This is a genomic window from Segatella copri, from assembly GCF_026015465.1.
GTDB lineage: Bacteria > Bacteroidota > Bacteroidia > Bacteroidales > Bacteroidaceae > Prevotella > Prevotella copri_E.
Window position 1 is genome coordinate 207,714 of sequence record NZ_JAPDUQ010000004.1, and the last position, 26,506, is coordinate 234,219.

Below are 26,506 nucleotides of genomic sequence, written 5' to 3' on the forward strand. Positions count from 1 at the left end.
ATATGTTTATCCGAATACAAAAATAATAATCTGAATGGTTACAATTCTGAGGAACATGGCGAATGGATATACATTCGCATAGCCTACTGTTGGCGCATCTGCCGAAGTCTGCTCACGTACGTAAGCCAGGGCAGAAGGGTTGGTGTTGGCACCTGCCAATACGCCGAGTAATGTATAATAGTTGATGTGGAACACGAGCTTGCCGATGATGCCGCCCAGAATGATTGGTATCATGGTGATGGCGATGCCGTAGAGTATCCAGGTCAGTCCGCTTTCTGATGCTACGGTCTGGATAAACTGTTCGCCTGTGCCGAGACCCACGCAAGCCAGGAAGATGCAGATTCCGATTTCGCGCAGCATCAGGTTGGCTGAAATGGTATTGTAGGTAACGAGGTTGTATTTCGGTCCGAAATAACCTATCAGAATGGCTACTACCAATGGGCCGCCGGTAAGTCCGAGACGCAGATTCTCGTTGATGCCTGGGATGAAGAACGGAATGTTGGCTACGATACAACCCAGCATGATGCCCAGGAAGATTGGGATGAGGTTAGGGTAGTTCAGACGCTTCATCTGGTTACCCAGCACCTTCTCGGTATGAGCGATGGCGAGTTCCTTGCCCACTACGGTTACGCGGTCGCCCAACTGGAGTTTCAGGTCTGGGGTTGCGATGAGGTCTACACCATTTCTGTTCACGCGGGTAATGTTGGCGCCAAGGTTGCTTCTAATCTGCAACTGGCTGATGCTCTTGCCGTTGATGCCCGGCTTGGTAATCAGGATTCGGCGGTTGATGAGTTCGCTGCTGAATTCCTCGTCCTTTACGTCAACCTTCTCGCCGAGCAGGGCGATGATAGGTTCTTCTACGGTAGGATGAGCCACAATCTGCAGAATGTCGCCCTCTTCTATCACGGTCTGTCCGTTAACTACCTCGTCCTGGCGTTCGCCGTTGTTACGGATAATCTTGGAAACCATGAAGTCGCGCTTCAGAAGATAGCGGATCTGCTTGACGGTATCTTTGAAAACCATCTGGTTAGAAACCTTTACGGCGAAGGTGTTCAGGGTCATCGCTTCAAGATGTCCCTTGCCTCGCTTAGCTTCATCCTCTTCCTTCTGCTTGTCTACGCGTAGCGCGAACCTTAATATAATGAAGCTGAGGATAACGCCGAGCACACCCATAGGATAGGCGATGGCATAGCCGGCTGCGATGGATGGGGCGTCGATGTGGCGCAGGTCGCTGAATGCCTGCTGGGCTGCACCCAATCCAGGAGTGTTGGTTACGGCACCCGAAAGGATACCTGCCATAGAGGTGATGGATGTTCCCGAAAATGAGAAGATGACTAAGGTAGTAATGATACTCAGGGCCACAACAATCATGCTGAGCAGGTTGAGACTCTTGCCGCCGTTCTTGAACGAAGCGAAGAAGCCCGGACCTACCTCCAGACCGATAGAGTAGACAAAGAGGATCAAGCCAAACTCCTTGAGAAAGTGGAGCAGATGCTCGTCAAGATTGAGAGAGAAATGTCCAAAGATAAGACCGATGAACAGAATCCAAGCCAAGCCCAGGGAAACACCTTTTACTCTGAGCTTACCTAAACACAAACCCAAGGCGATGACCAGCGAAAGAATCATCACAGAGTGGGCTACTCCGCCTCCCCAAAGGTCTGGGAAGCCATAAAATAGATTTTTTAAAATCTCCATTTTTCTTTATCTATTAATGTAAATACTGAATTTTCAAAAACATTCTTTCTTATCGATTTCTGAAATCGATTGCAAAGGTATAGATAAAAACGAAAGCAAAACTCGTTTTATGTTTAAAAGCTACGAATGCGGCTATAAGTGTTTTCTGTAGCGTAAATAGGCTTTGCGGGCTTTTCTTTTCTCTTTCTCATGCATTTCTAGCCCTTTCTTTGCTCATTATATCAGTTTTTTTTCGTAATTTTGCAACCGGATTATTATAAACAGGAAAGAATATGCTGAATATTGACGAAATAAAGGATAAGAGAATTGCCGTGCTCCTTTCGGGAGGCGTCGACAGTTCGGTTGTGGTTTGGGAGTTTGCCCAGCTGGGCCTGCATCCTGATTGCTTCTACATCAAGATTGGTCCTGAGGAGAAAGAGGAGTGGGACTGCTCTTCGGAGGAGGACCTGGAGATGGCTACGGCTGTGGCCAGAAAGTATGGGTGCAAGCTGCAAGTGGTTGACTGTCATCATGAATATTGGAACGAGGTAACCCGTTATACGATGGAGAAGGTGAAGGCTGGTTTTACGCCTAATCCGGACGTGATGTGCAACCGCCTGATTAAGTTTGGTGCCTTCGATGAGAAGATGGGTCACAACTACGACCTCATCGCCACGGGGCATTATGCGCAGACCGAAACGGATGAAAATGGCGACAAATGGCTTGTTACGAGTCCTGATCCTGTAAAAGACCAGACCGATTTCCTGGCTCAGATAGAGAGCTGGCAATTGAAAAAAGCGATTTTCCCTATCGGCCATCATATCAAGAATGAGGTTCGCGAGATAGCCGAAGAGGAGCATCTGATAAATGCCAAGCGCAAGGACAGTCAGGGAATCTGCTTCCTGGGACAGATTAATTATAATGATTATATCCGCCGTTATCTGGGCGAGAAACCGGGCGATGTCATAGAGATGGAAACGGGCAAGCGCATAGGCGAGCACAAGGGTTTGTGGTTTCATACCATCGGCCAGCGCAAGGGCTTGGGCTTTGGCGGCGGTCCCTGGTTTGTGATTAAGAAGGATGTAGAGAACAATATCCTGTATGTGAGTCATGGTTATGATCCGCAGTCGGCCTACAAGAAGGATTTTCCTCTCCATGATTTCCATTTCCTCACACGCGAGGTTGCGATGCAGAAGGTAACTTTCAAGATTCGTCATACGCCGGAATATCATCCTGCTACGATAGAAAAGCTGGAAGACGGCCGCTGGATGATTCATTCAGAAGAGGCGATTCATGGTGTGGCTCCCGGCCAGTTCTGTGTAGTTTATGATGAGCATCATCATCGTTGCTATGGCTCGGGCGAGATTACGGTATAAAAAGAAAAAGGGAGTATCATCAGCATTTTTTCATTTGCTGAATACTCCCAATATTTATAATTCTGTTTCAGGCATTTTGCTCGTGGGCATAATTTGCATAGTTGCCCAAAATCTGTTCAATATGGATTACTTCTGGACAAGAATCCCAAGTAAAGCCACCCCCCATGAGATACCAGTTGTTTCTTTCTTTTACTGGGACTTTTTTCATGCTTGGGAATGCAGAGATAGGCATCGTTATGGAACGGCCATCTTGCAGGGTAACTTCAAACTTACCTCTTTTGGGAAAGGATAAAGCCTTTATCTTTGGCTTCACATCCCAATAACCTTCTTTCTGATACATATTCTTACTCTTTTATTTTAATGATTTTTATTGTCTTACCTTTCTTGAACTGCTTCCATTGATGAAGTAATTCAGATTGGTATTTTTCTGCTATCTTAATCACTTCTTTGACCTGCTTATCTGTTAAGTCACCTTGTTTTGCCAATTCTATATTTGGCTCTAACCAAATTTTGCAGAGTTCTTCTGTCCCTCGTTTACCCACATGAACATGAGCTCTGTTTTCATGGAAATCTGTATTGTAAAACAGAAAGTTCCATATTATTTTGGCAGTTATATAGAGAAGTACTTTAGGCATAATTTAATATAATCTTATTGTTTTAACAAATCTATTTGCAAAGATACAAAGTTTTAGCGAAACAATAGCACTTTTATTGATTTATTTCTCTAAAAAATCAAACTGCATAGGAATTTATACTTTTTACCCTTCTCCGATAATGCTGTCCAGCAATTCCTGGCAGGCATCTTCGAGAAGCGTGATGACGAGTTCGAAGTCGCTATAGTCGCCATAATACGGATCGGGAACGGTGGTGTATTCACGATGGTGGGTCAGGAAATCGGCCATGCGCACAACTTTCTTCCTATCAGACTCAGAAGAAGCCATGGAGGTAATGGCACGGTAGTTTTCGTTGTCCATTACCACGATGGTTTCGAAACGGGCGAAGTCTGACTTCTGGAACTGGCGGGCATGGCTGTTGAAATTGTAGCCATGCTCGGCGCCACATTTGCGCATGCGGCTGTCGGGCAACTGACCTATGTGCCAGCTCCCGATGCCCGCAGAATCGATTTCAAACTCATCCTGAAGCCCTGCTTTTTCTACAAGACTCTTCATGATTCCCTCGGCTGCCGGAGAGCGGCAGATGTTGCCCAGGCAGATGAATAATACAGTATGTTTACCTTTCTTTGTCATGTTGCTAACTTTTTTTGTTTGCAAAGTTAGCATAAATCTCTGTATTATGCAAGATTTTTCTTCATTTTTCTTCCCACAAATTCTTAATTCTCACTTTATTTCCGTATATTTGCAGCCAAAAAAAGCACATGACAACAACACTTATCATATTGGTTATTACGGTAGCCCTATTCATCTGGGGCAGGGTGAGGGCCGACATCGTGGCGCTTACCGCCCTGGCAGCACTCCTGGTTCTGGGTATCCTGACGCCTGCCGAGGCGCTGGCGGGCTTCTCTTCGCCTATCGTCATCATGATGATAGGACTCTTCGTGGTGGGTGGAGCTATCATGCAGACCGGACTAGCCAAGCTTGCGGGCAATAAGCTCATGGCGCTCTCGCGCGGCAACGAAACCATCACCTTCCTGCTGGTGATGCTCGTAACCTCCTTTATCGGCGCCTTCGTGAGCAATACCGGAACGGTAGCCCTCATGATGCCTATCATCATGAGCATAGCTGCGGGCTCGGGCATGCAGTCGTCGCGTTTCCTCATGCCGCTCGCCTTTGCCGGAAGTCTGGGTGGAATGCTCACCCTCATCGGTACGCCGCCCAACCTGGTTATCGATGAAGTATTGACCGAGGGCGGTTATCAGCCGCTTGCCTTCTTCAGTTTCTTCCCTGTGGGCATCATCGTCATCGCCATCGGCATCATCGTGCTCATGCCGCTCAGCAAAATCTTCCTCAGCAAAAAGCAGAGCGGTAAGAAAAAGAAGCAGGGCAAATCGCTTGATGACCTGGTAGACGAATATCAGCTGCTCGATAATCTGCATCGCTACATCGTGCCTAGCCGCCGCCCTTCTGCCGCAATCGACGAGAATGGCGAGCAGATGGATATCGTGGGCAAAACCCTGAAGGATCTGAGCATCCAGAAGAAATATGGCGTGAGTATCATCGAGATAAGAAACGAGAAGAAATCGAGACTCGGACTGGTGAAGGATGTGAGCCAGAACATGGCGAAGAGCAGCAGCACCATTCAGGTTCACGATACCTTATATATAATAGGTGAGGAGGAGAAGATGAAACGCTTTGCCAGCGATTACGGCCTCAGGAAGATGAAGGATGTGAAGATTGATTTCTACGATCTGGGACTGACCGAAATCGTGGTGATGCCTACGTCTAATTTTGCCGGTCTGCGCATAGGCGAGGCTAATCTGCGCAAGCGTTTCGGCATCAACGTGCTGGGCGTAAAGCGTGGCGATGAATATATTACCGACAATCTGATAGCCACTAAACTGCATGTGGGCGATATGCTCCTGGTGCAGGGCGAATGGACCAATCTGGCTCATCTGGCTACCGATACGAGCAACTGGGTGGTTATCGACCAGCCAGAGAAGACTGCCGACAAGGTGCTCTTGGATTATAAGGCGCCTGTGGCGGCTGCCATCATGCTGCTGATGATTGCGATGATGGTGTTCGATTTCATTCCTGTGGCTCCGGTCACGGCGGTCATCATCGCCGGACTGCTGACCGTCTTTGCCGGATGTTTCCGGAATGTGGAGGCGGCTTACAAGACCATCAACTGGGAGAGCATCGTGCTGATAGCCGCCATGATGCCGATGTCTACGGCGCTTGAGAAGACGGGTGCTTCAGCCTTGGTTTCTCAGGGGCTGGTAGAGAGTTTGGGTTCGATGGGGCCTACGGCTCTCTTGGCAGGTATTTACTTCACCACTTCTATGATGACGATGTTTATCAGCAATACTGCCACGGCTGTGCTGATGGCTCCTATTGCCCTGGTGGCGGCCCAGCAGGTAGGTGTGAGTCCTTATTCCTTCCTCTTTGCGGTTACGTTGGGCGCCAGCATGTGCTTTGCTTCTCCGTTCTCCACGCCTCCTAATGCGCTGGTGATGAAGGCGGGTGGCTATACGTTTATGGATTACGTGAAGGTAGGTTTGCCGTTGCAGATTATCATCGGCGTTGTGATGACCTTCGTTCTTCCGCTCCTGTTTCCTTACTAAGGATTTTTGATATCAAAATAAAAGCCCCTGATGCTCGTTTCCTTGCATCAGGGGCTCTTTTCTTATTGTAGTAAAATCAGGGATTCCTGTTCGGTTTTTCGGGGAGTTCGCTTACTCCAAACCGTCTCCCTCATTACCGCCGGTGGTTCCGCCGCCTTCAGTATTTCCGCCGCCCGGGGTGTTATCCGAACCGCCGCCACCTGGGTTATTGTCTGGGTCTTCCACATCGCCCTTATCGTCGGAGGTAACGTTTTTCACCACCTTGCCGTTGCGGTCGTAACAGGTAATCTGGATGGAGGTTTCCTGCAGCTCGCGCTTGATGTCAACGCTTGGGGTGAAGATTACACGGCGGTTGGTAATCAGACTGGTAGCCACTTCGCCTACGGTAGGCACACTCTTGGCTCTTACGCCGAATCGCATGGTTCCCAATCCCGGAACGGCTACGGAATGGCCTTCGGTACACCACGCCTTGATAACCTCGCCTGCTGCATCCCAGCAAACCTGCATCACGCCCACGCTAACGCCGCTTCTGATGGCAGCCTCCTTGATAACCTTGCTCTCTGAGAGCTTGTTGTAAAGTTCGGTACCGAGGATGAATCTGTACTGACCCTTCATTTCGCCTACTTGGATAAGGGTCTCCTTTGCTTTCAAATTAATTGCCATAATCTCAATAAATTTTAATGGTGAATACTATAAACTATTAACTATCAACTCTAAACTACCTGATGGTGATGGTTGGCACGTAGTAGGTAGAATCTACTTTGGTGGAGATGTTGTTCTCCTGATGTTGCCGCTGGTTCTTTCCGATTACGAGTCCTGCCGTGCAGGAGCTGGATAGGAAGGTGACGATGGCTGAGCAGATCGCCACGATGAGATACCGGATGAATGCCTTCATGCTCTGGTTCATGATTTTTTTCTGCCCCCTGTTAAGTTTCGCTAGCGAAACGACTCGTTTCGAGGCTTGGAGTCTTGTTTTCATTACTTTTTTATTTTCCCAATTAGGGAGATATTTTTCTCCAACTGGGCAAGTGATTTTGCGCGCTTTCTGAATCACGATGCAAAGATACGAAATCCCGATTTATCAGGTGTGCGATAGCGTGCGATACCATGCGATAGCGGAACATTTTATCCCGGTTCCCCGAGGTTATCGATAATAGCCTTCACCTGCTTGGGTGTGAACGACTTGCAAGTCTTTTCATACCCCATCTCCTGCAATTCATCCCAGAGCGGTTGGCATCGCCGAATCCAACTCATGAGATGATTCACGGCCGTGCGTGGCATACTCTCGGGAAAGTACATCAGCCCCAGTTCCTTCTTCGTATACGTGCGGTTTATAAAATCTTCCATAATCTTAATTTTTTAATCATTTGTTCTTCGGCTCCCTGCTCCCGGAAGGTGCAGCCCCTAAAAGATAGTATTCGCTGAAATCCTTGCAGCCCGGTGGCAACTGGTGGTGAACCAGCTGGGGGAGCATCTCCCTAAGTTGCATGAAGAGGCTTTCGCCCGGTACATCCTGATCGGGAAACATATGGAATTCCACCTGATACAGTCTTCCGATATCCGTCAGCAGCTGCTTATCCTCAGGTTTGAGAAGCGTGGCAGAAGGGATGGCAATCGCCTTATGTCCGGCAGAAAGCATCGCCCAGCAGTCGCTACATCCCTCCGTAATAAACAGCCTTTCGCCCGGTTCCAGTCTCTTCACAACCGGCAGGTTATAGATGCTGCATCTTGCGCCGTAAGGGAACCGGAAGCGGGGAGCATCCTGCTCCTTTTCTTCGCCCGGACTTTTTTCTTCAGAAGAAACATTCCCCTCAGAAGAACAACCTCCCGATGAAGATTTTTTCTTCTTGTAATCCAGATTCCTGTTCTGGATTCCGATAAGCCGCCCATCGGTATCGAAGTAAGGAATCTGCAGCCAGTTGATGCCCTTCTTATCCGTCCATGATGTCAGTCGGCACCAGTTCACCACTCTCCAGTCAATCTTCCTCTCCTCGAAGAGAAATCTCCGAGCTGCCTGATTGAGCCAGGGATGTTCGAAGAACCTAGCATACCTGCTTGCATCGAAGGAAGATTTCTCCGAATTATTACCCGAAGAAGAATCACCGGATGAAGAGCCCCCAAAGGAAGAGTTTTTCTCCGAAGAAGAATCCTCCTCCAGCTGAATCTGATGTTCCCCAGCGAGCCATCGGCAAGCCGCCGGAAAATCCTTCCCCAGGTATCGCATCACCAGGTCGATGGTGCCGATGGAACTCCTCATGCAGACATAACATCTGCAGCTGTTCTTGGTCTTGTTGAACGTGAGGCTGGCGTGGTGGTCGTCATGGAAGGGGCAGAGCGCCTTATGGTGCTCCACCTTCATTCCCATCTCTTTCGCGACCTTCTCTATCGGAAGTTCGCGCAGTTTCTGTATCTCATATTTCTCCATTCATTTTTCTTTTTATAGAATTATGTTTATTTCTTCTCCTTCGCCTCCGGCGTGCCCGTAAGATACTCCTGCGTCTTCGTGTAAAGCCCCGTCTGGCTGCAATAGGTGATGAACTTGCGATGCACCCACTTGTAAAGTTGGTTTTTCGTGCCCTCCTTTGTCTTTCCCTGCGAAATGCGGAGTGCTTCAAGCTGCGCCTCGTTAAATGGATTAGGCAGATTATCGAGCAGATTCTTCGGCCCTCTTCTCTGAGCCTCGCTCACCGAGTCGGCATCCTGGTTCAGCAAATCTGAGAAAAGCTGCGCCTTGCTCCAAAGATCGTGATACACCAGCCACTCCACCAGCTCGCCCATCGACTTCGTCCAAGTCTGGTTATTCAGCACCCAGAGCAGGCAACCCGCCTTCCATGCCGATACGATGGAACGCTTCGAAATGTCCCAAAATACATCGTCGTCAGTTAAATCGGCAAGTGTAGCCATGTCTTGAGCCAGCTGGTCAGTAAGTTTATTCAGCGGCTTGATGATGAACCTGCCCTTGCAGATGCTTAGCTTCACAATATACTCATCCAGCTTCTTATAGAAAGCCTCATCATATTTTCCCTGTCTCGGAATTCTGCCGTCACGTCCCATTCTCGCCTTATACGAGAACACCATTCGCCCGAATGTACCATTGAAGAGCTCGTTCTTATAGAACTTGCGGGTTGCATACGGAGTGGAGGAGATGGTGAGGTTGGCACGGAGCACCGGATTACCGGTCACGCCATCGGCTGTAGCTCTTAATGCTCCCGAGCGCTGGCGGTCGTAGATATTGCGCAGCATCTGCGAAATCTGCTTGTGCCCGCCGCACATCCTGTCGGCCATCTCCACCTCGGGCAGATTGAGGTATTGCGTTCTTTCGCCCAGGTTCTCGCATCCCATGGCGTTCAGAATAAAGGCCGCATTGGTTACATCGGCAGGTGGAAACCAGAAACTCACGTCGGGTCTTACAGGCTTTTCCTTGTTTGCCGACTTGGATTTTATCTGTTTTTGCCACTCCACGAGCTTCTCCAATTCCTTTTCATCGTGTTCTCGGAAGTTTCGGCAGATGGCTTCCACTAAGTTTCCCAATTGTCCTTTATTGCAGCCAGAATCGGCAACGAGATTGGCCATCATGCCACATGATTCCTTCCAACTGAGGTCGGGATACTGAAATTCCGTGCCGCTGACCTGCGCTCCAAGAATAGGGAAGAGCATCGGAACAAGGGGTTCGTGCATGTCTTTTGATACCTGAGAGAGCAAAAGTTGCACACATTCGGTGCCTTTTCCCAGTTTGGGCATCTTCGGAGCGGCGTTTTTTGTAATGTCGTACTTCAATTTTGTTTTGTTCATTTTTCGATAATTGTTTGATAATGAGCTTTTTAGAGGAAGTGGGGATTTGGGGAATCTTCCAATTCCAGTTCTTCCAATTAATTTTTTGAGGGTTTCCTTTCTCTTCTTTTTTATATAACTATCTATATATTAATTAGTTATAGAATCTATAAAAAGAGGTTTTGTCTTGAAATACCCTTTTTGGAATATTGGAAGAACTGGAATATTGGAAGATTTTGTTCTTCTTGTTTCTCTTATTCCTCTTCTTCTAGAAAGCCCTAATCCTTTAGTTTATCTCTTCAGCTGATACTCAACGATGGCATCTCGTGCTATCTCAGCCTCGGCAGCAATAGCCTCGCTGATGTTCACACCCTCATCGCAGTAAACCTTCAGGGTGAGCTGGATGGCACCATCCTTGGTCTTCGACACCCTGCCGTGCGCCAGCTTCCTGATCAGCAGCGACTGCGTCTTGAGCTGCGGTTTCGGAACGAATTCGAAGGAGCCGTCATTCAACTGCTGTGCAACGCCGAGACGGTGGAAGCGTGGCATGCTGCCCACCACAGGCTCATCGGGGGCAAACAGAAAATAATGAGTATCATCGTAGTAAGCCATGCCGCTCTTCTGAGTGTGCTGGCAGTTCATCAACTTGTGGATGTCATTAAAATCCTTTTTCATAATCGAATGAATTTTAAGAGTAAAGAAAGCGAGAAACGTAGCGCTACTTTATCTTCGGAGATTCCTTCACTCACTTCACCCGGTTAATAATTAAATGATTGCAACTCGATAAAACTGATAGAGTTTTCAATTCAATTTATACATATCAGTGAGGAGAATATCCTGGAACACCTGTCCATTATATTCACGTGTAGAAAATCTGAGCGTCACCGCCACCACATCGCCCGGTGCCAGTTTAAACATAGCCATGTTTCCGAGCATAGTAGCTACGTATTGGTTCTCAAACTTTCCGCCCATTTCCTGTAGCACGATATTGCATTTCATGAGCTGTCCGTTCTCACTCTTCTGACTCTGTACAGCGAAGGCCTCGCCCTGCTGCACCACACGCATTAATTTTGCGTTCATAATCTTAATAAAGCAAGACCTAACCTTCCTTTAAGGCTCTTTAGTTTGTGGCTCCGATCTTGCTGAAAGCTGATGCAAAGTTAAGGAGAAATATTCGTGTAAGTGCAAATTTCTTCGTTTTAAATCGTTGAAATTCAGTGTTTTCGGAGTCATTCGGAATCATTCGGAATCAATCGGAATAAAATCAAGGAATCAATCGGAACCATAAAAACACAAAAAGCGGCAACCACTATCCTTTGGTAGGATAATCGTTGCCGCTTTCTATAGCGTATTTAGTTTTCAGGAAACAACAGATTATACATCTTTTGTAGTCATTGCTTTGTAGATAGCATCTCCGATATTTCTATCAGTTCCCGTCCATTGTAAATGCTTTGGTGGGAGTGAAGGTACTTTTTTGTCCTTCTTCTGGCTTCCGTGCAATTTTCTGTTCATTCCATCTGCCATATTTTTTATGGCTTTTTCATCGCTATACTTTAGCACTCCAATTCCAATCAAGGCACGGATAAAATCAATACACTTTGTTCCTGGACGAATAGCTTTTACTTCCATGACAACAGCCATCATCATAGCTACCTGTACATTGGTTGTCAAGTCAATCACAGAAACTGCTTTTATAATTTGATTTCTTGAATTCATCACAACTCCATTGGGTAAAGTAAATGTAGGCTTCATTATTTTAATAATAGCTTCTCTACAGTCGTGTGGGATGATTACTTCATCAGGAACTACGTTTTGTTGGTCTGTATTGGATTCCTGATTAGACATTGACTCGTTTTGATAGAGTTGCTCTTTGAGTCTTAAAACCACAAGTTCGGTACCCATGATATCATACATTTCTCTTCTTGAAAGGTGCAGATAACGCATTTGTGGTACGATATCTTTCTTTTGCAAGTTGTGGGAGTGGAATATACCTCTTGGCACTTTGTCTAGCCAATCTATCAGTCTGTTGAGTTCAGATTTTAGAATATCCGTTTTAGCCAGATCCAGTGGTGCTTTTAGATAGTTGTCGTCGTATCTTTTAAAAAATCCATCCTTTTCATTTGAGAAAAACTCTTTCATTCTTGCCAGATGGTTCTCGTAAATCTTGTTTCTATCCTCTTCTCTATGTATATTTGCCACAAGGTTCTGGATTTTATGGCAGAGATCTTCTAATTTCTTTTTAGTTGAACTTGATATTGCAGGGTGATTGTTTGTGAAATCTTTCAACTTGTTGAGAATGCGACTTGTGTTTTTGCAATCAACATCGCAGAGTGTTAGGGGAATTTGGGTGTAGTAGTACTCACTTAGATTAATGAGTTCTTCGGCATCCTTATCATTAAAATCTCTTGGTAGCAGTAAGTTAGTAACCAATTCAATCTTATTCTCTTCCTCCATGAATGGCATGGAAATATCAAATGGGGATGGAGCGATTCGTCTTTTGTATGGTTCGGGGGCCAATAGGCATTCCTTGGGGGTGTCAACATCTGCCGTTAAAGTGATGTTGCCAATCTTGCCTATCACCTTAGCCTTTACTATTGTTGTAGAGGACAGCTCTGGGGGAAATACACGTTGTATTTCTTTTGTATAGTTTTCTGATATATAACCAATCTTGTTGTAGTTCTGATAGTACACGGCGATAGCGTTTGAACTATAAACATTATCTGGTTCTCTTTTCAAATAGACCATAGATGGAATAGGTAGCTGTGCTACAAAATCTTTGGCATTTTTGGTCTTTTCCTCGAAATTCTTTCCAGGCATTTGGTATCTGATTGCTGTAATCTCAAAATTCATTTTTATCTATATTATTAAGTTTTCTATATAATGTTTTTATACTCTCCATACAACTCGGTCTAATCCTCCTTATCTAGATAAATACTTCCAAGGAATGGTAAATGAAGTCGCTCGCTTTCAGCATCTGTAACAGGAAGTGCTTCTTGCGGCTGTGATTATCCAGAAGAAAAGGAATGTACCCATTTCCATATTCTTGTTTTCCGGCTTGTCGAGCATGGTGCGGCGGAAGAATGACAGGGCATCGAGCAGGGTGGTTTTGCCGCTGGCGTTGCTACCATACACGATACCAATCTTGAGGAGTTCAACACCTTCTGCCACTTCGTATAGGTATTGGCTTCTCATCTTGTCATCATTAGTAGGAAGGAAACTTAGCGTTTGACTTTCTCTGATGCTGAAGAAGTTTTGTATTTGAAATTCCTGTATCATAGCTGTTCTTTTTTATAGTGGTGCAAATATACGATAAAAAAGCAGAAGTGCAAAATTAAAATTCTGTTTTCGTGAAAAAATCACGTTATTTAATATTAAAAGCCGTGTCTTCCGTAGTTTTTCCTATTTTAAAGAGGTTTTTCATACAACAGTATCTTGATAACATGTTTGAAGCGTGATGCGGCTGATCTGTATGTTAATGTTTATCAAAATATGATAAAGTTTCGTCTTTTTTTGTTATCTTTGCAACCAAAAGTTTATTCATAGCATGGCAGAGTATTCAATAAATCGAATAAGAGTTGTCTTAGCCGAACAGAACAAAACAAACCGTTGGCTGGCAGAACAAATGGGCAAATCTGAGATAACAATAAGTAGATGGGTACAAAATAAAATACAACCATCATTGGAACAGCTTTTGCAAGTTGCCAAATTATTATCAATAAGCCCTAAAGATTTAATCAACGACATTAACAATAGTAGCACAGAAAATGTTTAGATATATAGAGAATAAAGATAGAACATTCCTTTTTGGCGCATACCGAGGAGAAAAGTCGCAGTTGGACTGGATATTGGGAGAAAAAACTCAACGATATGAGAAACTTTACAATATCCGTTTCAACCAAGACTTGTTTTCTCAAAGAAATGGTGGAACTCTTTCAAAAGTTCTGCCCGATTACATATTGATATACAACACCCAAAATCCCCAGGAGGGTTACCATCTGTTCCCTTGTGTAAATTCGTCAATCAAAGAACAAGCGGAGATGGAGCAATTAAAATACCCTAATCCAAATGGGGCGTATGTGGTTTTTTCATTGGGGGAAGAATTAGCTGCGGAGCCGTTGAATATAAATGAATTAATAAAAGAGGCTTTTCCTAAAGGTGATAAAGAAATACCATTTACACCAAAAATACTCAAAGGAAAAGATATAGCAAATGTAGTAGATGCCTCTTTCAGCCAGCCCAAAGTTGCTGTTTGCAAGAACCACAAAGTATTGCGCTTTATAGATCTGTTTGCTGGCATTGGCGGTATTCGTTGTGGACTTGAACTGGCAGCTAAGGAAAAGGGGTTAAAGCCTGTTTGTGTCTTTACTTCAGAAATTAAGCCATATGCTGTCAAGGTCTTGCAAGAGAACCATCCTGGCGAAACTATAACTGGTGACATCACAAAGGTTGAAACAAAGAACATCCCAGACTTTGACATCCTTTGCGCTGGTTTTCCCTGCCAAGCATTTAGCTCTGCTGGCAAGAGACAAGGCTTTGCCGATACACGAGGAACCATGTTCTTTGAAGTTGAGCGTATATTAAAGGATAAACGCCCGAAAGGTTTTATCCTCGAGAATGTGGAAGGACTCGTAAATCATGATGGAGGCAAAACGCTACAAGTAATTGTAGATAGGCTTGCAGCATTGAATTACAAGTTTGATTTCCGTGTTCTCAACTCAAAATTCTTTGGAGTTCCACAGGAGCGTAAAAGAATATATATTGTTGGTAGCGTCAATGAAACGCCAAATCTTAATAATTTCCCAATGAAGGAAAGCAAGTTAGGGGATATTCTTGAAACTGGATTGCCAACAACAGACACTCCTTTCACAAGAACATTGCTCAAACACTTTACAATAGAGCAACTATATGGAAAATCAATAAAGGATAAGAGAGGAGGCAACACCAATATTCATAGCTGGGATTTGGAAATCAAAGGCTCAGTTTCATCAGGACAAAAGCGGCTTCTTGATACAATTTTGACAGAACGCCGTAAAAAGAAATGGGCTGAAATCATCGGCATTGATTGGATGGATGGTATGCCGTTGACTTTGGAACAAATCCGCACATTCTTTGACTCGAAAAATCTCGAAGAAATGTTGGAAGATTTGACGCAAAAAGGCTATTTGAAGTTTGAGCATCCAAAGAAACTCATTCGTGAAACAAATGAGAATGGAGTTGTAACCACACACCGAGAATATGACACGACCAAGCCAAAAGGCTACAATATTGTTGCTGGAAAATTGAGCTTTGAAATAAACAAGATAATGTCGCCAAACGAAATAGCTCCAACGCTTGTCGCTATGGATATGCAGAAGCTCTATGTTGGAGATAATGGTGGATTGAGAAGATTGTCACTTCGAGAGGGGTTACGACTTTGCGGCTATCCTGACAACATTAAGTTCAATGTGAGTGAGAAAGATGGTTTTGACCTATTAGGCAATACCGTTGTTGTACCTGTTATCAAGGCAGTTGCAGAACGATTATTAGACAGTACAAATATAAAATAAATGTTTATGAAAATGACAGCGACAGAGGTTTACAATAAACTTCTTAATGACGATAAAATATTAACCCAACAAGGTCGTATCACGTTTAAATTTAGTGATGTTGACATCATTGTAAAGCAGAGGGATGTTGTTGGTAATATTATGCAAGAATGGCTCGAGGGTTGGCTTCGTCACAATGGTGTAGAATATGCCCCGAACGAGAATACCCAAATGCCACCTGATGTATTTCTTGACCCACAAGACAAGAAGCACAACCTTATGGAAGTAAAAGCATTCAACTATGCAGCAAGTCCTGGGTTTGACATTGCGGATTTTCGTATGTATGAGCGAGAAATCAAAGAGAAACCGTGGATGCTTGATGTGGACTACCTTGTTTTCGGCTATGACATGAGCGAAGATGGTGTGGTGACGGTTAAAAACCTTTGGCTGAAGAAAGTATGGGAAATATGCCGTCCTATGTCGTCTGGTTCTGGCAAGAATAAAGTGATTTGGCCATTAAACTTGCAAATCAAACAAGGAGTGGTTCACAAGATTCGTCCTGCAAAGTGGTATGGGGTATCAAAGAGTTTCAAAACATTCGAATGTGTTGAGGATTTCCTTTCGGCTGTAGAAGAGACTGTTTACAAAAACAAAGATACCCGTGATGATGGCCCAGGTTGGCTTGATGGCACTTTAAGAAACTATGAGACATTCTATGGAAAACAACTTCGTGTTCCACGGTGGTATGAAATAGAAAGTAAGTACTACTTGAAAAATAAGAAAAAGTAATCGTTTGTGAATATTCAATGCTGTTTTCTCTAAACGAAAGCAGCATTGGATGTTTGTCAAAAAGAAGGATGTTACTATCGGCATCTTTGACACCAAAGAAGGTCAGACTGCTCATCTTTTATCTATTGTGTAACCGATGATGGCAAGCATTTCATCGTTGAGATGCAGAACAGATGGGTATCCTTCTTTGTGAACCGTTCCATCTATTATGCTAGCAAGGCTTTTGTCGCCCAGCGCAAGAGGTTTGATGAAGCAGGAGAGCGCACTCCTGTTTTATACAAGTTTGTGCCGGTTTATGTGGTTTGCATCATGAATTTTATGCCAAAGGAGCATGAGGTGATAAAGTTTAGGACAGACGTTGCTTTGAGGGAGAAGTCTAGCGACTCCGTTTTTTCTGACAAGCTTCGTTTTATCTATCTTTCTCTTCCCTTCTTTGATAAGAGTGAGGAAGAATGCGAGACTGGTTTTGAAAAATGGATTTATGTGTTGAAATATATGGAAGTATTGGAAAGATTGCCTTTTACGGAACAGAAGAAGATGCTCGATCATCTTGCGAAATTGGCAGATGTTCGTTGCTTGAGTAGTGAGGAGCAGGAAAAATACGATGAGAGTATTAAGGCTGTTGACGATTACTACTCGGGTCTTTATGGCTCTTATGTTGAAGGCGAGGAAAAGGGAATAGCTAAAGGTAGAGCTGAAGGCCGTGTGGAAGGTCGTGCGGAAGGTGAGCTGTCTAAAAGTTTGACAATAGCCCGCAACCTATTGGCAATGGGTATGACTTTGCCTCAGATTGTGAAGGCTACAGGATTGAATGAAGAGCAGTTGAAGCAGCTTTTGGAGTAGTTCCAGAAGATAATGAAGCCAAGATTGCTACCATCGGCGTTTTTTAATACATTATCAGCTAAAGAAAAAGGGCAAAAGCATTACCTAGTCAATATATGGTATGATGCTTTTGTCCTTTCTCTGTTATTTCCCTTCTTATTCTACTTCCTCGCACATCGCCATCTCTGCTCCCCGGTAAATCACAACGAGCTGATGAAGCTTCGTGGTTTTCACGGATTTGTGCACGATGTCGCTATTGGCGTAGCGCCTTATCTGGGCTGAGGCTTCCTCGAAGAGATGGTTCAGCTGCTCATCGCTGGTGCCCGGCTTGCAATATTTCAATTCCACGATGTAGGAATCTTCTATGTCCTTATAGATGTCGCAGAGGGGCAGCAGGAAGATGTCGGCATAACCGCCATCGTTGTCAAGTTCAGAAATAGGACGGTAGAACTTGCATTGGCTCGTCATCGCCAGAGTGAAACCATGAACGTAGGCTTCGCCCTTCTGCTTGTCGCGCTGGGAGGAGAAGCGTTTCAGACAATCGGCTATGTAGGCAAAGTAGGGCTTGAATGCGCCTTCGTAGGCAAGCTTGCTCTCCAGTTGGGTTTTGTCGTATTGCTCAAAGGTGAGGTCGTTCTCCTTGTAGGTATCCAGCAGATAGGTGTACATCTGGTCGCGTACCACCTCGTTGGGAACCACAAAACGGGTGTTGCCCTGGTAGGTTCCGCCTATCGTTACCATGCCGAAATAAAAGAGCAGACTCAGGAAATTGTCAGGATCGTTGATGCGCTCGGCAGGGAAATTCTCCATCAGGGTTCCCGTGGTGTATCCCTTGGTTACAATATCCTGTATGATGCTGGCATCGTGGGCAAACTCCTTGTCATGGCGGATGAGCATGCGAATCTTGTCGTAGTCGATGCGGATGTTGGTTTCCACCAGTTTCTTCGGAATATCATAATCGTTGCGGATGTAATTATCTACAAAGTAGAGTACCATCACGGAGTTGTACATGGTTGTCTTGCCGTACTCTTCTTCTGAGAAGCAATAATTATCATACCATGGCTTCATCACTTCTATCAGCTCATCCACGCTGTGATGAAATGGCAGCACGCTAGAGTAATAAGCCAGCATTTCACGCACTTCCTCCTCGGTGAATCCCACCATCTCGTTGAACTCCGGAGCCAGGGAATAGTTGGTACCGATGTTGAAAACATTGGCTAAATTGTACATGGTTACAGGGGTTACTCCTGTAATGAAAACTCTTGCTATAGAACTTGCTGCGGCACCCTTGATATTATTGAAAAAATGTCGCAAGTGTTCTTCGCCAAGAGTCTGTTCTTGGTGTTGTCCTTCATGTTCCTTGTGGGCAAGAATCTGATTGGTTAAATGGTCGTATTCGTCGATGAGGAGATAAATCTTCAGGCCTGCTTCTGCACATTGGTCGCAGAGAAATCCCAATTGGGCAACGGCATCTTCCTTTTGGTTCATCTCTTCCTTTGTGTCCGGTGGCAAAAGGTGGGCGTATCTGCTGCAGAAGGAATTGAACTTGTTGTTGCAATGGGCATCAAGTCCCTTTTTATAATTATCCAATCCTGCTGAAATCATGGCAAAATTCAGATGCAGGATGAGATAGCTGTTGCGTTCAGGGGTAGGATTCTCTCCGATGTAAAGTTTGCCGAAGAGGCTCTCGAACTTGTCTTTTTTATTGATGTCGTAATAGTTTTCGAGCATGGAGAGGGTAAGGCTCTTGCCAAATCGGCGAGGGCGAATGAAGAAGAAATACATGTTAGATTCTTCTATTTTCTCAATGAATGGGGTCTTGTCAACATAGTAACAATCTCTTTCCATTACATCTTCAAAGTTCTGCATTCCGTAAGGGATGCGCTTGCGATAGATTCGCTTTTGTCTTTCTATTCTTTCTATTTTTGCCATAATCGAAACCATTTTTTGTTTGATGCCGCAAAGTTAAGATTATTATTTGGAATAAGCAAAGTTTTCGGGGCTTTTTCTTGGTGGTTTATCAAAAAATGAGTAGTTTTGTGGGCGTGAATCAAATAGACAATGGATAAGATTATGGATAAGATAACGAATCAAATTACGATGCTGGGTACGGGAAATGCTACTGTTTCCCAGATTTATAACACCTGTTTTCTGCTCCAGACTCCCAGCTCCATGATGCTGGTGGATGCGGGCGGAGGAATTGGGGGTGAAGAATCTTATTCTTTATCATACGGAGGAGAAGACTCTTGCTACCCGTAAGGAAAATTATACCCGTGAAGCTGCCGAGAACTTCAAGGGTAGAATCTTCGTTCCGGATGATTTGGAAGTGATTGAGCTATAGGGCTTTTCTTTGTCCCACAGATTTCTTTGTCCCACAGATTTCTTTGTCCCACAGATTTCACAGATTAACACAGATTTTTTGTTTGGATATTTGGGGGAATCCTTCTCCCGATTATGGCAAGAATGAATCTGTGTAAATCTGTGGAATCTGTGGGACTTTTGAATTAATGAATTAATGGGGTTATTCAATAGAATCCGGTAGGAAAATTTCGGTTACTTCCCGCTCCCCGAAATCTATCATGGCGTTGAAGAGACTCACTTTTTCCGCCTTTCTGAGGTCTTCTAGTGTGAGGTCGGCTTCCTGGATGATGCCGGCTTCCAGGAGCTGGGCACGCTTGGTTCCCAGGAGCAGGGGATGCTTGGGGGTGAGCCATCTGTTGCCATCAAAAAGGGCGAGATTGGTGAAGGAGGTATCGGTAATGAGCCCGTTCTTTACAATGATGATTTCATCGCAATCGTCCTTCTGGGCTACCAGGGCGTTGAGCGCACTTCGGTCTGTGCTCTTATAGGTGTAGTCGATATTATTATCCTCTACCACCTTGAGGGAATGAATCTCCTTCATCTTGTAGGGGGCGTATTCGATGGCTTCCACGCCCTGGGCACCATAAACCACTCGTGCCTTGTAAAGGTGCATTTCCTCATTTGGGGAAATGAGGGATGAGAGTTTTATTTCTTCAGATGCGAGGGATGGAAAAGATGGAAAGAACCTGCGGATGGTTCTCTCCATTCTTGCCTGATGATAGGGCAGGGCCAGGGCCTTGCCGTTCTTGATTTTTATTGTTTCTACAAATTGCTGTTTCATATTTTAAAAAAATCGTGTATTTTTTTGGGGGAATGAAAGGCGAGTTTAAAACGGAAGATAGATTTTCTGAATCACTTCCTCGTATTCCTTCCGGCAATCGCTCTTTGAGGTGATGCCGCCGCCTGCTTTGAAATACAGTTTTCTGCTTGCCTCATCTCTCTTTCCTTCGCTTGCCTCATCTCCCTTACCTTCGCTTGCCTTGAAATTCTTTTCTCCATCTGTTTCAAAATCAACTGGCGAAGTTTCTTCTTCTATGAATCGAATCATGACGGCGGAATTGAGTTCGCCATGGTCGTAGATTCCCATGATGCCCGTGTAGAAGCCGCGGTCGTAGCCTTCTGCCTCTTGGATAATCTGCATGGTTTTATCTTTCGGGGCACCCGTGATGGAACCGGCTGGGAGCTGGGCATCGAGGATTTCGCCCAGATGGTGCGGGTAATCTTCGGGCAGGCGACCGCTGATTTCTGAACTGGTTTGCAGGATGTCGCCCTTGTTGGTGTGCAGCACGTCGACGTAACGGTATTTATCTACCCTTACATCTTCTGCCACCCGGCTCAGGTCGTTTCTTATCAGATCTACGATGGTGGCGTGTTCTGCTGCCTCTTTCCTGTCTTCCATCAGCAGTTTTTCTGCATTGGGGAGTGATGCATCCAGGGTTCCCTTCATGGGATAGGAGTAGATTCTTCCGCCCTTGATTCTGACGAAGGTTTCGGGAGAAAAGCAGACGAAGGGGGTGAGATTCTCTTCTATGTTCTCTTCTTTCAGATGAGCTTTATCTTCTGCTTGAGTTCTCTTTCTTCTGAGCAGCAGTTTATACTTCCCTTTTGCGCGATGAAAAATATCCTCTAAAGAGAGATTGCAGCTCACGGGAACCCGGCAGGTGAGATTCGTAAGATAGCTGTTGCCCGCCATAATGTTGCTCTTCACGATGTTGAAGCTTCGCTCGTAATCCTCGTAAAGTGGGGGTTCTATCTGCCAGGTGGTCTCCGAAATCTCTTCCTTCCAAATCTCTTTCTCCGAAGTCCCTTCCTTCCAAGTCTCTTTCCAGGCATGAGAAAGGTTCCCTCTTCCTTCGAAATCGAAGAGGCATTCTTCGGGATTTATACCGGATAGCAAGCGGATGAAGGCCTTGTCTCCCTGATAGTTAATAACAAAGAGAAAAGGCTCATCCTGGCTTGCCAGCTGATTGATTTTATCTATGATTTCCTGTTTCATGCCTGCAAAGATACTGCTTTTCTTTGGATGAGCAAAAGATTGGTGATAAAAAATCCCGAAACATGGAAAATGCTTCGGGATTCGGTTGATATGCGTTTGTGTTCTTTATTTTAATACGCTTCTCCCTGCTCTATTTCCTCCTGCGTGATGCGCTTGCGGTCGATGGCGCGCCAGGCAAAGACGATGTAGGCGAGCACGAACGGGATGAGGAGGGAGACTATCGCCATGGTGCGGAGCGTGAACTCGCTGCTACAGCTGTTGGCGAGAGTGAGCGAACTCTGAAGGTCGATGTTGGATGGATAGTAGGCGGTATTGTTCCAGCCGGCTATCAGCAGCAGAACCAGCACGGTGAGCACGGTTCCGATGCCCGTAAACCAGATTCCCTTTCTATACTGCACGCTCCTCGATGACTTGAAAATGCCAAAAAGAACGAGTACTACACCTATTAATAATATTACAAGCAAGATTGGCATCTCCAGAAGATTGTGAAGATACTTCATGCTCTCAATCGTAATGCCGGAAGAAGAAGTGCTGAATCCGTCCTTTACCAGTAATCTGATGAGGAATGGCAGGAAGAACAATAGAAAGAGGAGGGCATTCCATGGCAACTGGCGGGTGCAGCGCTCCTGAATCTGCTGGTGCTCGATGTTGTTCTTGATGTAGAGCATGCCCAGAATACGGGCTAGCATCAGTACGGCAAGTCCCAGCACCACGTTCCATGGGTCGAGCAGGGCATCAAGACCATGACTGGCGTTTGCCCAGCGGCTGATGACGGGTTGCAGACTGTTGGTAATATTGCCTTTGTCTATCAGGAAATTGCTGCCGTTGAAGAAGGTGGCTACGGCTCCGCCAAGAAGCAGCGGACCCACGATGCCGTTGATGATGAGGCAGATCTGAAAGGTTTTCGGTCCAAGAAAATTACCTATCTTGTTCTGGAATTCATAGCTCACGGCTTGAATCACAAACGAGAACAGAATGGTCATCCACAGCCAGTAGGCTCCGCCGAAACTGGTGCTGTAGAACAATGGGAATGAGGCGAAGAAGGCTCCGCCGAAGGTGACGAGCGTGGTGAAGGTGAACTCCCATTTTCGTCCCGTAGAGTTGATGATGAGGCGACGCTCCTCTTCCGTTTTTCCCAAACAGAATATCAAGGTGTTGGCTCCCTGTACAAACATGAGAAACACCAGCAGGGCTCCTAATAATGATACGAGGAACCACCAGTATGATTGCAAAAATTCGTATGCCATAATGCTAATGTCATAAAGTTAATTCATAATCTTAAGTTTTTATTCATATTCCGGTCCTTTCTTGATCTGCTTCACCAGGATGCTGATTTCTACGGCAAGCATGGTGGTGAAGAGTGCCAGGAAGATGAAGAAGGTGGTGGCCACGCTGCCTGCCCCGATGTCGGAGATGGCGGCGCTTACTGGCAGCAGGTCTTGGATGGTCCAAGGCTGGCGACCGATTTCTGCTACTATCCAGCCCGATTCTGAGGCGATGTAAGCCAGCGGAATCATGATGATGGCGGAAATGAGGAACCATCGGTATTGGGCGATTTCCTTCTTATAAACCAGGAATAGGCTGAGGGCGAAGAAGAGGATGAGCAGGCAGCCTACTCCCACCATCAGGCGGAAGGCGTAGAAGCAGATTGGGATGCTCGGCACCAGTTCCTTGGCGTCCTTGATGTAACCATATCCGAAGTATTTCATGTTCTCCCTGAGGATAGGGAGCTGGTCTTGCGCCTTGGTTTCGCGATAGGTTTTCAGGGCAACTATCGCTTTCTTGCCCCGAGCTATCTTTTCCTGCACGGATGGTTCACGTGTACCATCCTCTTTAGTGTAACCCTTGATAATATCGTTCACGCCTGGCACGTAGCCATCGGCTGTGCGGGTGGCTAAGAACGAGAGCATGTTAGGGATGGCGATGCGCATGGCTGGCTCCTGCTCGTTTTCATAATCGGGCTGCTGGAAGGGGTGAACGGCTGCTATAGCCGTAAGACCCTCGCCCTTGCCACCATTATATAATGCTTCCATCGCAGCCAGTTTCATCGGCTGCACCTGTGCCACCTGATAGGCAGAGCTGTCGCCGGTCATCGCAGCCAGCAGGGTGGCGATGAGTCCTACTCCGGCACCCATCTTGATGCTCGCCTTCGCCAGTTGGGTTTCTCTCTTCTTCAGGAGATACCAGCAGCTTACGGCTACTACGAAGGTGGCACCGATGATCCAGGAGGAAGTAACGGTATGGGTGAACTTGTTGATGGCGAATGGCGAGAGTGCCACATCCATAAACGAAGTCATCTCGAAGCGCATGGTGTCGGGATTAAATTCCTGCCCTACAGGATATTGCATCCAGGCGTTGGCTACGAGAATCCACCAGGCAGAAATGGTGGCGCCAAGTCCCGTGAGCCAGGTGGAGGCAAGGTGGAAGCCCCGGCTCACCTTATCCCAGCCGAAGAACATTACGGCTACGAAGGTGCTCTCCATGAAGAATGCCAGGATGCCTTCGATGGCTAGGGGAGCGCCGAATACGTCGCCCACGAACCAGGAGTAGTTGCTCCAGTTGGTGCCGAATTCAAATTCCAGGATGATGCCTGTGGCAACGCCCATGGCGAAGTTGACGCCAAAGAGTTTTTGCCAGAAACGGGTTACGTGCTTCCAGAACGGCTTGTTGGTGCGGTAGTAGCATGTTTCGGCGATGCCCATGATTACTGCCAGTCCCAGGGTGAGCGGCACGAACAGCCAATGGTAGATGGCCGTGAGTGCGAATTGCGCCCTCGACCAGTCGATGGTGGCTGATGTAATGTCTAACAATAGATTTGTCATCATAGTTGAATGGTTTTAAAATTGTTATTATATAATGTTTTTGTATTTCTCTCGATAATATAGGATTGAAATCCATAGCTTTATCTGTTTAGAATTTCCTTGGAAACGAAGCCAGCCTTGTCTCCGTTCTTGGCATTCGTATTGATAAAATCAGGAAAGAAAAAGAGCTTGAGCACTAGGAAGATGATGGCAAGCTTGATGAGGATGATTGTCCAGAGCGTCTTGCCCAGGGTCATCGTCCTGAAACCATCGTAATAGAGATGGAAAATCCGGGACAGCAGTCCTTGTTTCATCGGTTTTACATCCGTTTTCATCAGGTTTTTATCCTTTTTCTTCTGCATAAGTACTCCTTCTTAAAAAAATCTGCAGCAAATCTACAATAAAATTATGTAACTACCAAATATTTTCTTGAAAAAGTTACAAAAAGATTGCTTTCAGGTATCCCATAAGGGAGTTATTTTAAAGTTTTTCTTTTTTTTTATGGAATAAGGCTTGCCGTTTCATCAGAATTTATTATCTTTGTCCCCTAAAACATAGAAACATTTTAATCAGAAATAATCAGAAGAAATGATGAATATAGAATCTGTTAGAGCGTATTGCCTCTCGCTTCCCCTCGTAACCGAGGCTTTTCCTTTTGATGAGCGGACCTTGGTGTTTCGCATCTTGGGCAAAATCTTTGCCTGTGTTGACCTGGAGCGCCCCGAGTGGGTTACGATGAAATGTAATGCCGATTACGCCCTCGAACTCCGGGAAGTGCATCCCGAAATAGAAGGCGCATGGCATTGGAATAAGAAATACTGGAATCAGGTAAACCTTTATGGCACGCTGGAAGATGATTTCATCCAGGCCCTGATTCGCCACAGCTATTCCGAAGTGGTGAAGAAGCTCAAGAAACAGGAAAAGCTTGAGCATCCTGAAATCATGGTGGTGGTGGAGTAGTTCCTACCACTCCACCTTATCATTCAGAATCACGCCGTCGGTTGCATCTTCGGCTGTAAAGGTTTCGGCCTTATACTGCACGCAGAGCATCACGAGTGGTTCTGTACCGTTGTTGCGAACAGAGCGCTTGCCGTCTGGTGCTACTCTCACTACGCTTCCCTCCTGAACAGGGAATACCTTGCCATCCACCTGGAACTCGCCCTTGCCGCTGAGGAAGAAATACAGTTCCTCGTGGTTCTTGTGGGTGTGGAGGAAACCAGTCTCCTGACCTGGAACCATAACCTGGAATGAGAATTCGCTGCCGGTTGCGTTTACGCTCTGACCGCCAAATACCTTTCCGGGAATCTTAATCTCAGGACCCAACTCTAAGGTGTAATCCTTGATTTCACTCATCTTACCAAAATCTGTGGCTGTGAAGTTCTCAGCCTTTGCAATAAGCTTTGTTTCTTTCATCTTTTCTGTTATTTTTAAATGTTTATATTTCTCTTTTTATTTCTGAATTGCGCTGCAAAGATACTGCGAAAAACTGGTTCCTGCAAGAGGGCACTTGGGGGTAAGATGGTTACCAGGAGGTAACTATTGCGTGGGAATGGGAGAAAGAAAAATGAAGCGTTAACTTAGATTAACTTGGTATGTTTGCTGTCTTTTCGGATATTAGTTACTTTTGTAGCCTATTGCAGATTATTAAAGTAGAATAATAAAAAGAAAATAGATTATGGGAAGAATGATAAAAGAAATGGTTGTGCAGGACTGTCCCATCCGTAACGTCCTGGCGCGTGTTTGCGACAAGTGGTCGCTACTGGTAATCTACACCCTGAAATATCATCAGGATGGCCCCCTCCGGTTTAATGCCCTGCGTAAGCTGATTCCGGATATTTCGCAGAAAATGCTTACCAGCACGTTAAAATCGTTGGAGGCTGATGGCTACGTTACCCGCAAGGCTTATGCCGAAGTGCCGCCAAGAGTGGAGTATTCTCTCACACCCCGTGCTGAAACCCTTGTGCCTATTATGGATCATCTGATAGAATGGGCGCTGGATAACATGGCTGTGATTCTGAAGGATAGGGAGAAGGCTGTAGGCTGATTTCCAAGATGAGTTTTCCGAAAAATATTCCAAGATAAGATTTCCGGAAAATCATTCATTTTTTCTGTAGTTGGGGTAATGCGTGTTTTCGGGAGTCTTCGTATCTTTG

At 45.5% G+C, this 26,506-nt stretch carries 28 protein-coding genes and 1 pseudogene; 9 read left to right on the plus strand and 20 right to left on the minus strand.

Annotated features, from left to right (window positions below; translation table 11 throughout):
* Positions 1-6: 6 nt before the first annotated feature.
* Positions 7-1,695 (minus strand): putative transporter, encoded by a 1,689-nt coding sequence (locus ONT08_RS14200; protein WP_117691671.1) that lies wholly within the window; start codon positions 1,693-1,695, stop codon positions 7-9.
* Positions 1,696-1,970: 275 nt separating this feature from the next.
* Between ONT08_RS14200 and mnmA the strand changes: the two genes are divergently transcribed.
* A complete protein-coding gene (mnmA, locus tag ONT08_RS14205; protein ID WP_040552972.1) occupies positions 1,971-3,050 on the plus strand; it encodes a tRNA 2-thiouridine(34) synthase MnmA in 1,080 nt (359 codons plus the stop codon).
* Positions 3,051-3,117: 67 nt separating this feature from the next.
* Here the strand turns inward: mnmA and ONT08_RS14210 are convergent, their stop codons facing one another.
* The 3 genes from ONT08_RS14210 to ONT08_RS14220 all read right to left on the minus strand — a co-directional run bounded on the left by ONT08_RS14210 (position 3,118) and on the right by ONT08_RS14220 (position 4,297).
* A complete protein-coding gene (locus tag ONT08_RS14210) occupies positions 3,118-3,390 on the minus strand; it encodes a DUF2442 domain-containing protein (RefSeq protein WP_117691669.1) in 273 nt (90 codons plus the stop codon).
* Between the two features lie 4 nt (positions 3,391-3,394).
* Positions 3,395-3,685 carry a DUF4160 domain-containing protein gene (locus ONT08_RS14215; RefSeq protein ID WP_118200076.1) on the minus strand — a complete coding sequence of 97 codons (291 nt, stop codon included), beginning with the start codon at positions 3,683-3,685 and terminating at the stop codon, positions 3,395-3,397.
* Positions 3,686-3,808: 123 nt separating this feature from the next.
* Positions 3,809-4,297: a low molecular weight protein-tyrosine-phosphatase gene (locus tag ONT08_RS14220; protein ID WP_022121675.1), complete on the minus strand. Its 489-nt coding sequence runs from the start codon at positions 4,295-4,297 to the stop codon at positions 3,809-3,811.
* A 128-nt stretch (positions 4,298-4,425) separates the two neighbouring features.
* Between ONT08_RS14220 and ONT08_RS14225 the strand changes: the two genes are divergently transcribed.
* Positions 4,426-6,288 (plus strand): SLC13 family permease, encoded by a 1,863-nt coding sequence (locus ONT08_RS14225; protein ID WP_264960267.1) that lies wholly within the window; start codon positions 4,426-4,428, stop codon positions 6,286-6,288.
* Positions 6,289-6,399: 111 nt separating this feature from the next.
* Here ONT08_RS14225 and ONT08_RS14230 read toward each other — a convergent pair whose 3' ends face one another.
* From ONT08_RS14230 to ONT08_RS14270, 9 genes are all read right to left on the minus strand, one after another.
* Positions 6,400-6,951, minus strand: coding sequence for a hypothetical protein (locus ONT08_RS14230; RefSeq protein WP_006846604.1), 552 nt, complete (start codon positions 6,949-6,951; stop codon positions 6,400-6,402).
* 55 nt (positions 6,952-7,006) lie between these two features.
* Positions 7,007-7,267: a hypothetical protein gene (locus tag ONT08_RS14235; protein ID WP_151200846.1), complete on the minus strand. Its 261-nt coding sequence runs from the start codon at positions 7,265-7,267 to the stop codon at positions 7,007-7,009.
* 146 nt (positions 7,268-7,413) lie between these two features.
* Complete coding sequence (locus ONT08_RS14240; RefSeq protein WP_117586186.1) at positions 7,414-7,635, minus strand: DUF4248 domain-containing protein; 222 nt, start codon at positions 7,633-7,635, stop codon at positions 7,414-7,416.
* A gap of 16 nt (positions 7,636-7,651) precedes the next feature.
* Positions 7,652-8,713 carry a CHC2 zinc finger domain-containing protein gene (locus ONT08_RS14245; protein WP_264960268.1) on the minus strand — a complete coding sequence of 354 codons (1,062 nt, stop codon included), beginning with the start codon at positions 8,711-8,713 and terminating at the stop codon, positions 7,652-7,654.
* Positions 8,714-8,739: 26 nt separating this feature from the next.
* Positions 8,740-10,080 carry a hypothetical protein gene (locus tag ONT08_RS14250; RefSeq protein WP_254974961.1) on the minus strand — a complete coding sequence of 447 codons (1,341 nt, stop codon included), beginning with the start codon at positions 10,078-10,080 and terminating at the stop codon, positions 8,740-8,742.
* Between the two features lie 270 nt (positions 10,081-10,350).
* Positions 10,351-10,734 carry a hypothetical protein gene (locus tag ONT08_RS14255; protein ID WP_119235740.1) on the minus strand — a complete coding sequence of 128 codons (384 nt, stop codon included), beginning with the start codon at positions 10,732-10,734 and terminating at the stop codon, positions 10,351-10,353.
* A 126-nt stretch (positions 10,735-10,860) separates the two neighbouring features.
* Positions 10,861-11,139, minus strand: a complete 279-nt coding sequence (locus ONT08_RS14260; protein WP_119250262.1) for a DUF3127 domain-containing protein — start codon at positions 11,137-11,139, stop codon at positions 10,861-10,863.
* 294 nt (positions 11,140-11,433) lie between these two features.
* Positions 11,434-12,909 carry an HIRAN domain-containing protein gene (locus ONT08_RS14265; RefSeq protein ID WP_264960269.1) on the minus strand — a complete coding sequence of 492 codons (1,476 nt, stop codon included), beginning with the start codon at positions 12,907-12,909 and terminating at the stop codon, positions 11,434-11,436.
* 117 nt (positions 12,910-13,026) lie between these two features.
* Entirely contained in the window at positions 13,027-13,335 is a 309-nt protein-coding gene (locus ONT08_RS14270; protein WP_264960270.1) for an AAA family ATPase, read from the minus strand.
* Positions 13,336-13,603: 268 nt separating this feature from the next.
* Between ONT08_RS14270 and ONT08_RS14275 the strand changes: the two genes are divergently transcribed.
* From ONT08_RS14275 to ONT08_RS14290, 4 genes are all read left to right on the plus strand, one after another.
* Positions 13,604-13,831, plus strand: coding sequence for a helix-turn-helix transcriptional regulator (locus ONT08_RS14275; RefSeq protein ID WP_264960271.1), 228 nt, complete (start codon positions 13,604-13,606; stop codon positions 13,829-13,831).
* Entirely contained in the window at positions 13,824-15,605 is a 1,782-nt protein-coding gene (dcm, locus tag ONT08_RS14280) for a DNA (cytosine-5-)-methyltransferase (RefSeq protein ID WP_264960272.1), read from the plus strand. The genes ONT08_RS14275 and dcm overlap by 8 nt, the downstream gene beginning before the upstream one ends.
* 6 nt (positions 15,606-15,611) lie before the next feature.
* Entirely contained in the window at positions 15,612-16,373 is a 762-nt protein-coding gene (locus ONT08_RS14285; RefSeq protein ID WP_264960273.1) for an NgoBV family restriction endonuclease, read from the plus strand.
* Between the two features lie 120 nt (positions 16,374-16,493).
* The gene (locus ONT08_RS14290; protein WP_264960309.1) at positions 16,494-17,216 is read left to right on the plus strand and encodes an Rpn family recombination-promoting nuclease/putative transposase; all 723 of its coding nucleotides are present in this window, start codon (positions 16,494-16,496) and stop codon (positions 17,214-17,216) included.
* Between the two features lie 135 nt (positions 17,217-17,351).
* Here ONT08_RS14290 and ONT08_RS14295 read toward each other — a convergent pair whose 3' ends face one another.
* Complete coding sequence (locus ONT08_RS14295; RefSeq protein ID WP_264960274.1) at positions 17,352-19,127, minus strand: ATP-binding protein; 1,776 nt, start codon at positions 19,125-19,127, stop codon at positions 17,352-17,354.
* 259 nt (positions 19,128-19,386) lie between these two features.
* Between ONT08_RS14295 and ONT08_RS14300 the strand changes: the two are divergent.
* A pseudogene (locus ONT08_RS14300) lies at positions 19,387-19,536 on the plus strand (MBL fold metallo-hydrolase); the annotation flags it as partial.
* A gap of 180 nt (positions 19,537-19,716) precedes the next feature.
* Here the strand turns inward: ONT08_RS14300 and ONT08_RS14305 are convergent.
* From ONT08_RS14305 to ONT08_RS14325, 5 genes are all read right to left on the minus strand, one after another.
* Complete coding sequence (locus tag ONT08_RS14305; protein WP_264960275.1) at positions 19,717-20,337, minus strand: aminotransferase class IV family protein; 621 nt, start codon at positions 20,335-20,337, stop codon at positions 19,717-19,719.
* Between the two features lie 45 nt (positions 20,338-20,382).
* Positions 20,383-21,552 (minus strand): aminodeoxychorismate synthase component I, encoded by a 1,170-nt coding sequence (locus ONT08_RS14310; protein WP_264960276.1) that lies wholly within the window; start codon positions 21,550-21,552, stop codon positions 20,383-20,385.
* A gap of 110 nt (positions 21,553-21,662) precedes the next feature.
* Entirely contained in the window at positions 21,663-22,799 is a 1,137-nt protein-coding gene (gene cydB / locus ONT08_RS14315; protein ID WP_264960277.1) for a cytochrome d ubiquinol oxidase subunit II, read from the minus strand.
* 39 nt (positions 22,800-22,838) lie between these two features.
* Complete coding sequence (locus ONT08_RS14320; RefSeq protein ID WP_264960310.1) at positions 22,839-24,374, minus strand: cytochrome ubiquinol oxidase subunit I; 1,536 nt, start codon at positions 24,372-24,374, stop codon at positions 22,839-22,841.
* An 80-nt stretch (positions 24,375-24,454) separates the two neighbouring features.
* The gene (locus tag ONT08_RS14325; protein WP_006847201.1) at positions 24,455-24,715 is read right to left on the minus strand and encodes a DUF4492 domain-containing protein; all 261 of its coding nucleotides are present in this window, start codon (positions 24,713-24,715) and stop codon (positions 24,455-24,457) included.
* Positions 24,716-24,944: 229 nt separating this feature from the next.
* Here ONT08_RS14325 and ONT08_RS14330 point away from each other — a divergent pair, with 229 nt between their 5' ends.
* Positions 24,945-25,313, plus strand: coding sequence for an MmcQ/YjbR family DNA-binding protein (locus ONT08_RS14330; RefSeq protein ID WP_264960311.1), 369 nt, complete (start codon positions 24,945-24,947; stop codon positions 25,311-25,313).
* A 3-nt stretch (positions 25,314-25,316) separates the two neighbouring features.
* Here the strand turns inward: ONT08_RS14330 and ONT08_RS14335 are convergent, their stop codons facing one another.
* Positions 25,317-25,766, minus strand: coding sequence for a cupin domain-containing protein (locus tag ONT08_RS14335; protein ID WP_119235698.1), 450 nt, complete (start codon positions 25,764-25,766; stop codon positions 25,317-25,319).
* A gap of 262 nt (positions 25,767-26,028) precedes the next feature.
* Here ONT08_RS14335 and ONT08_RS14340 point away from each other — a divergent pair, with 262 nt between their 5' ends.
* Positions 26,029-26,397, plus strand: coding sequence for a winged helix-turn-helix transcriptional regulator (locus tag ONT08_RS14340; protein WP_119235697.1), 369 nt, complete (start codon positions 26,029-26,031; stop codon positions 26,395-26,397).
* The last annotated feature ends 109 nt before the right edge of the window (positions 26,398-26,506 follow it).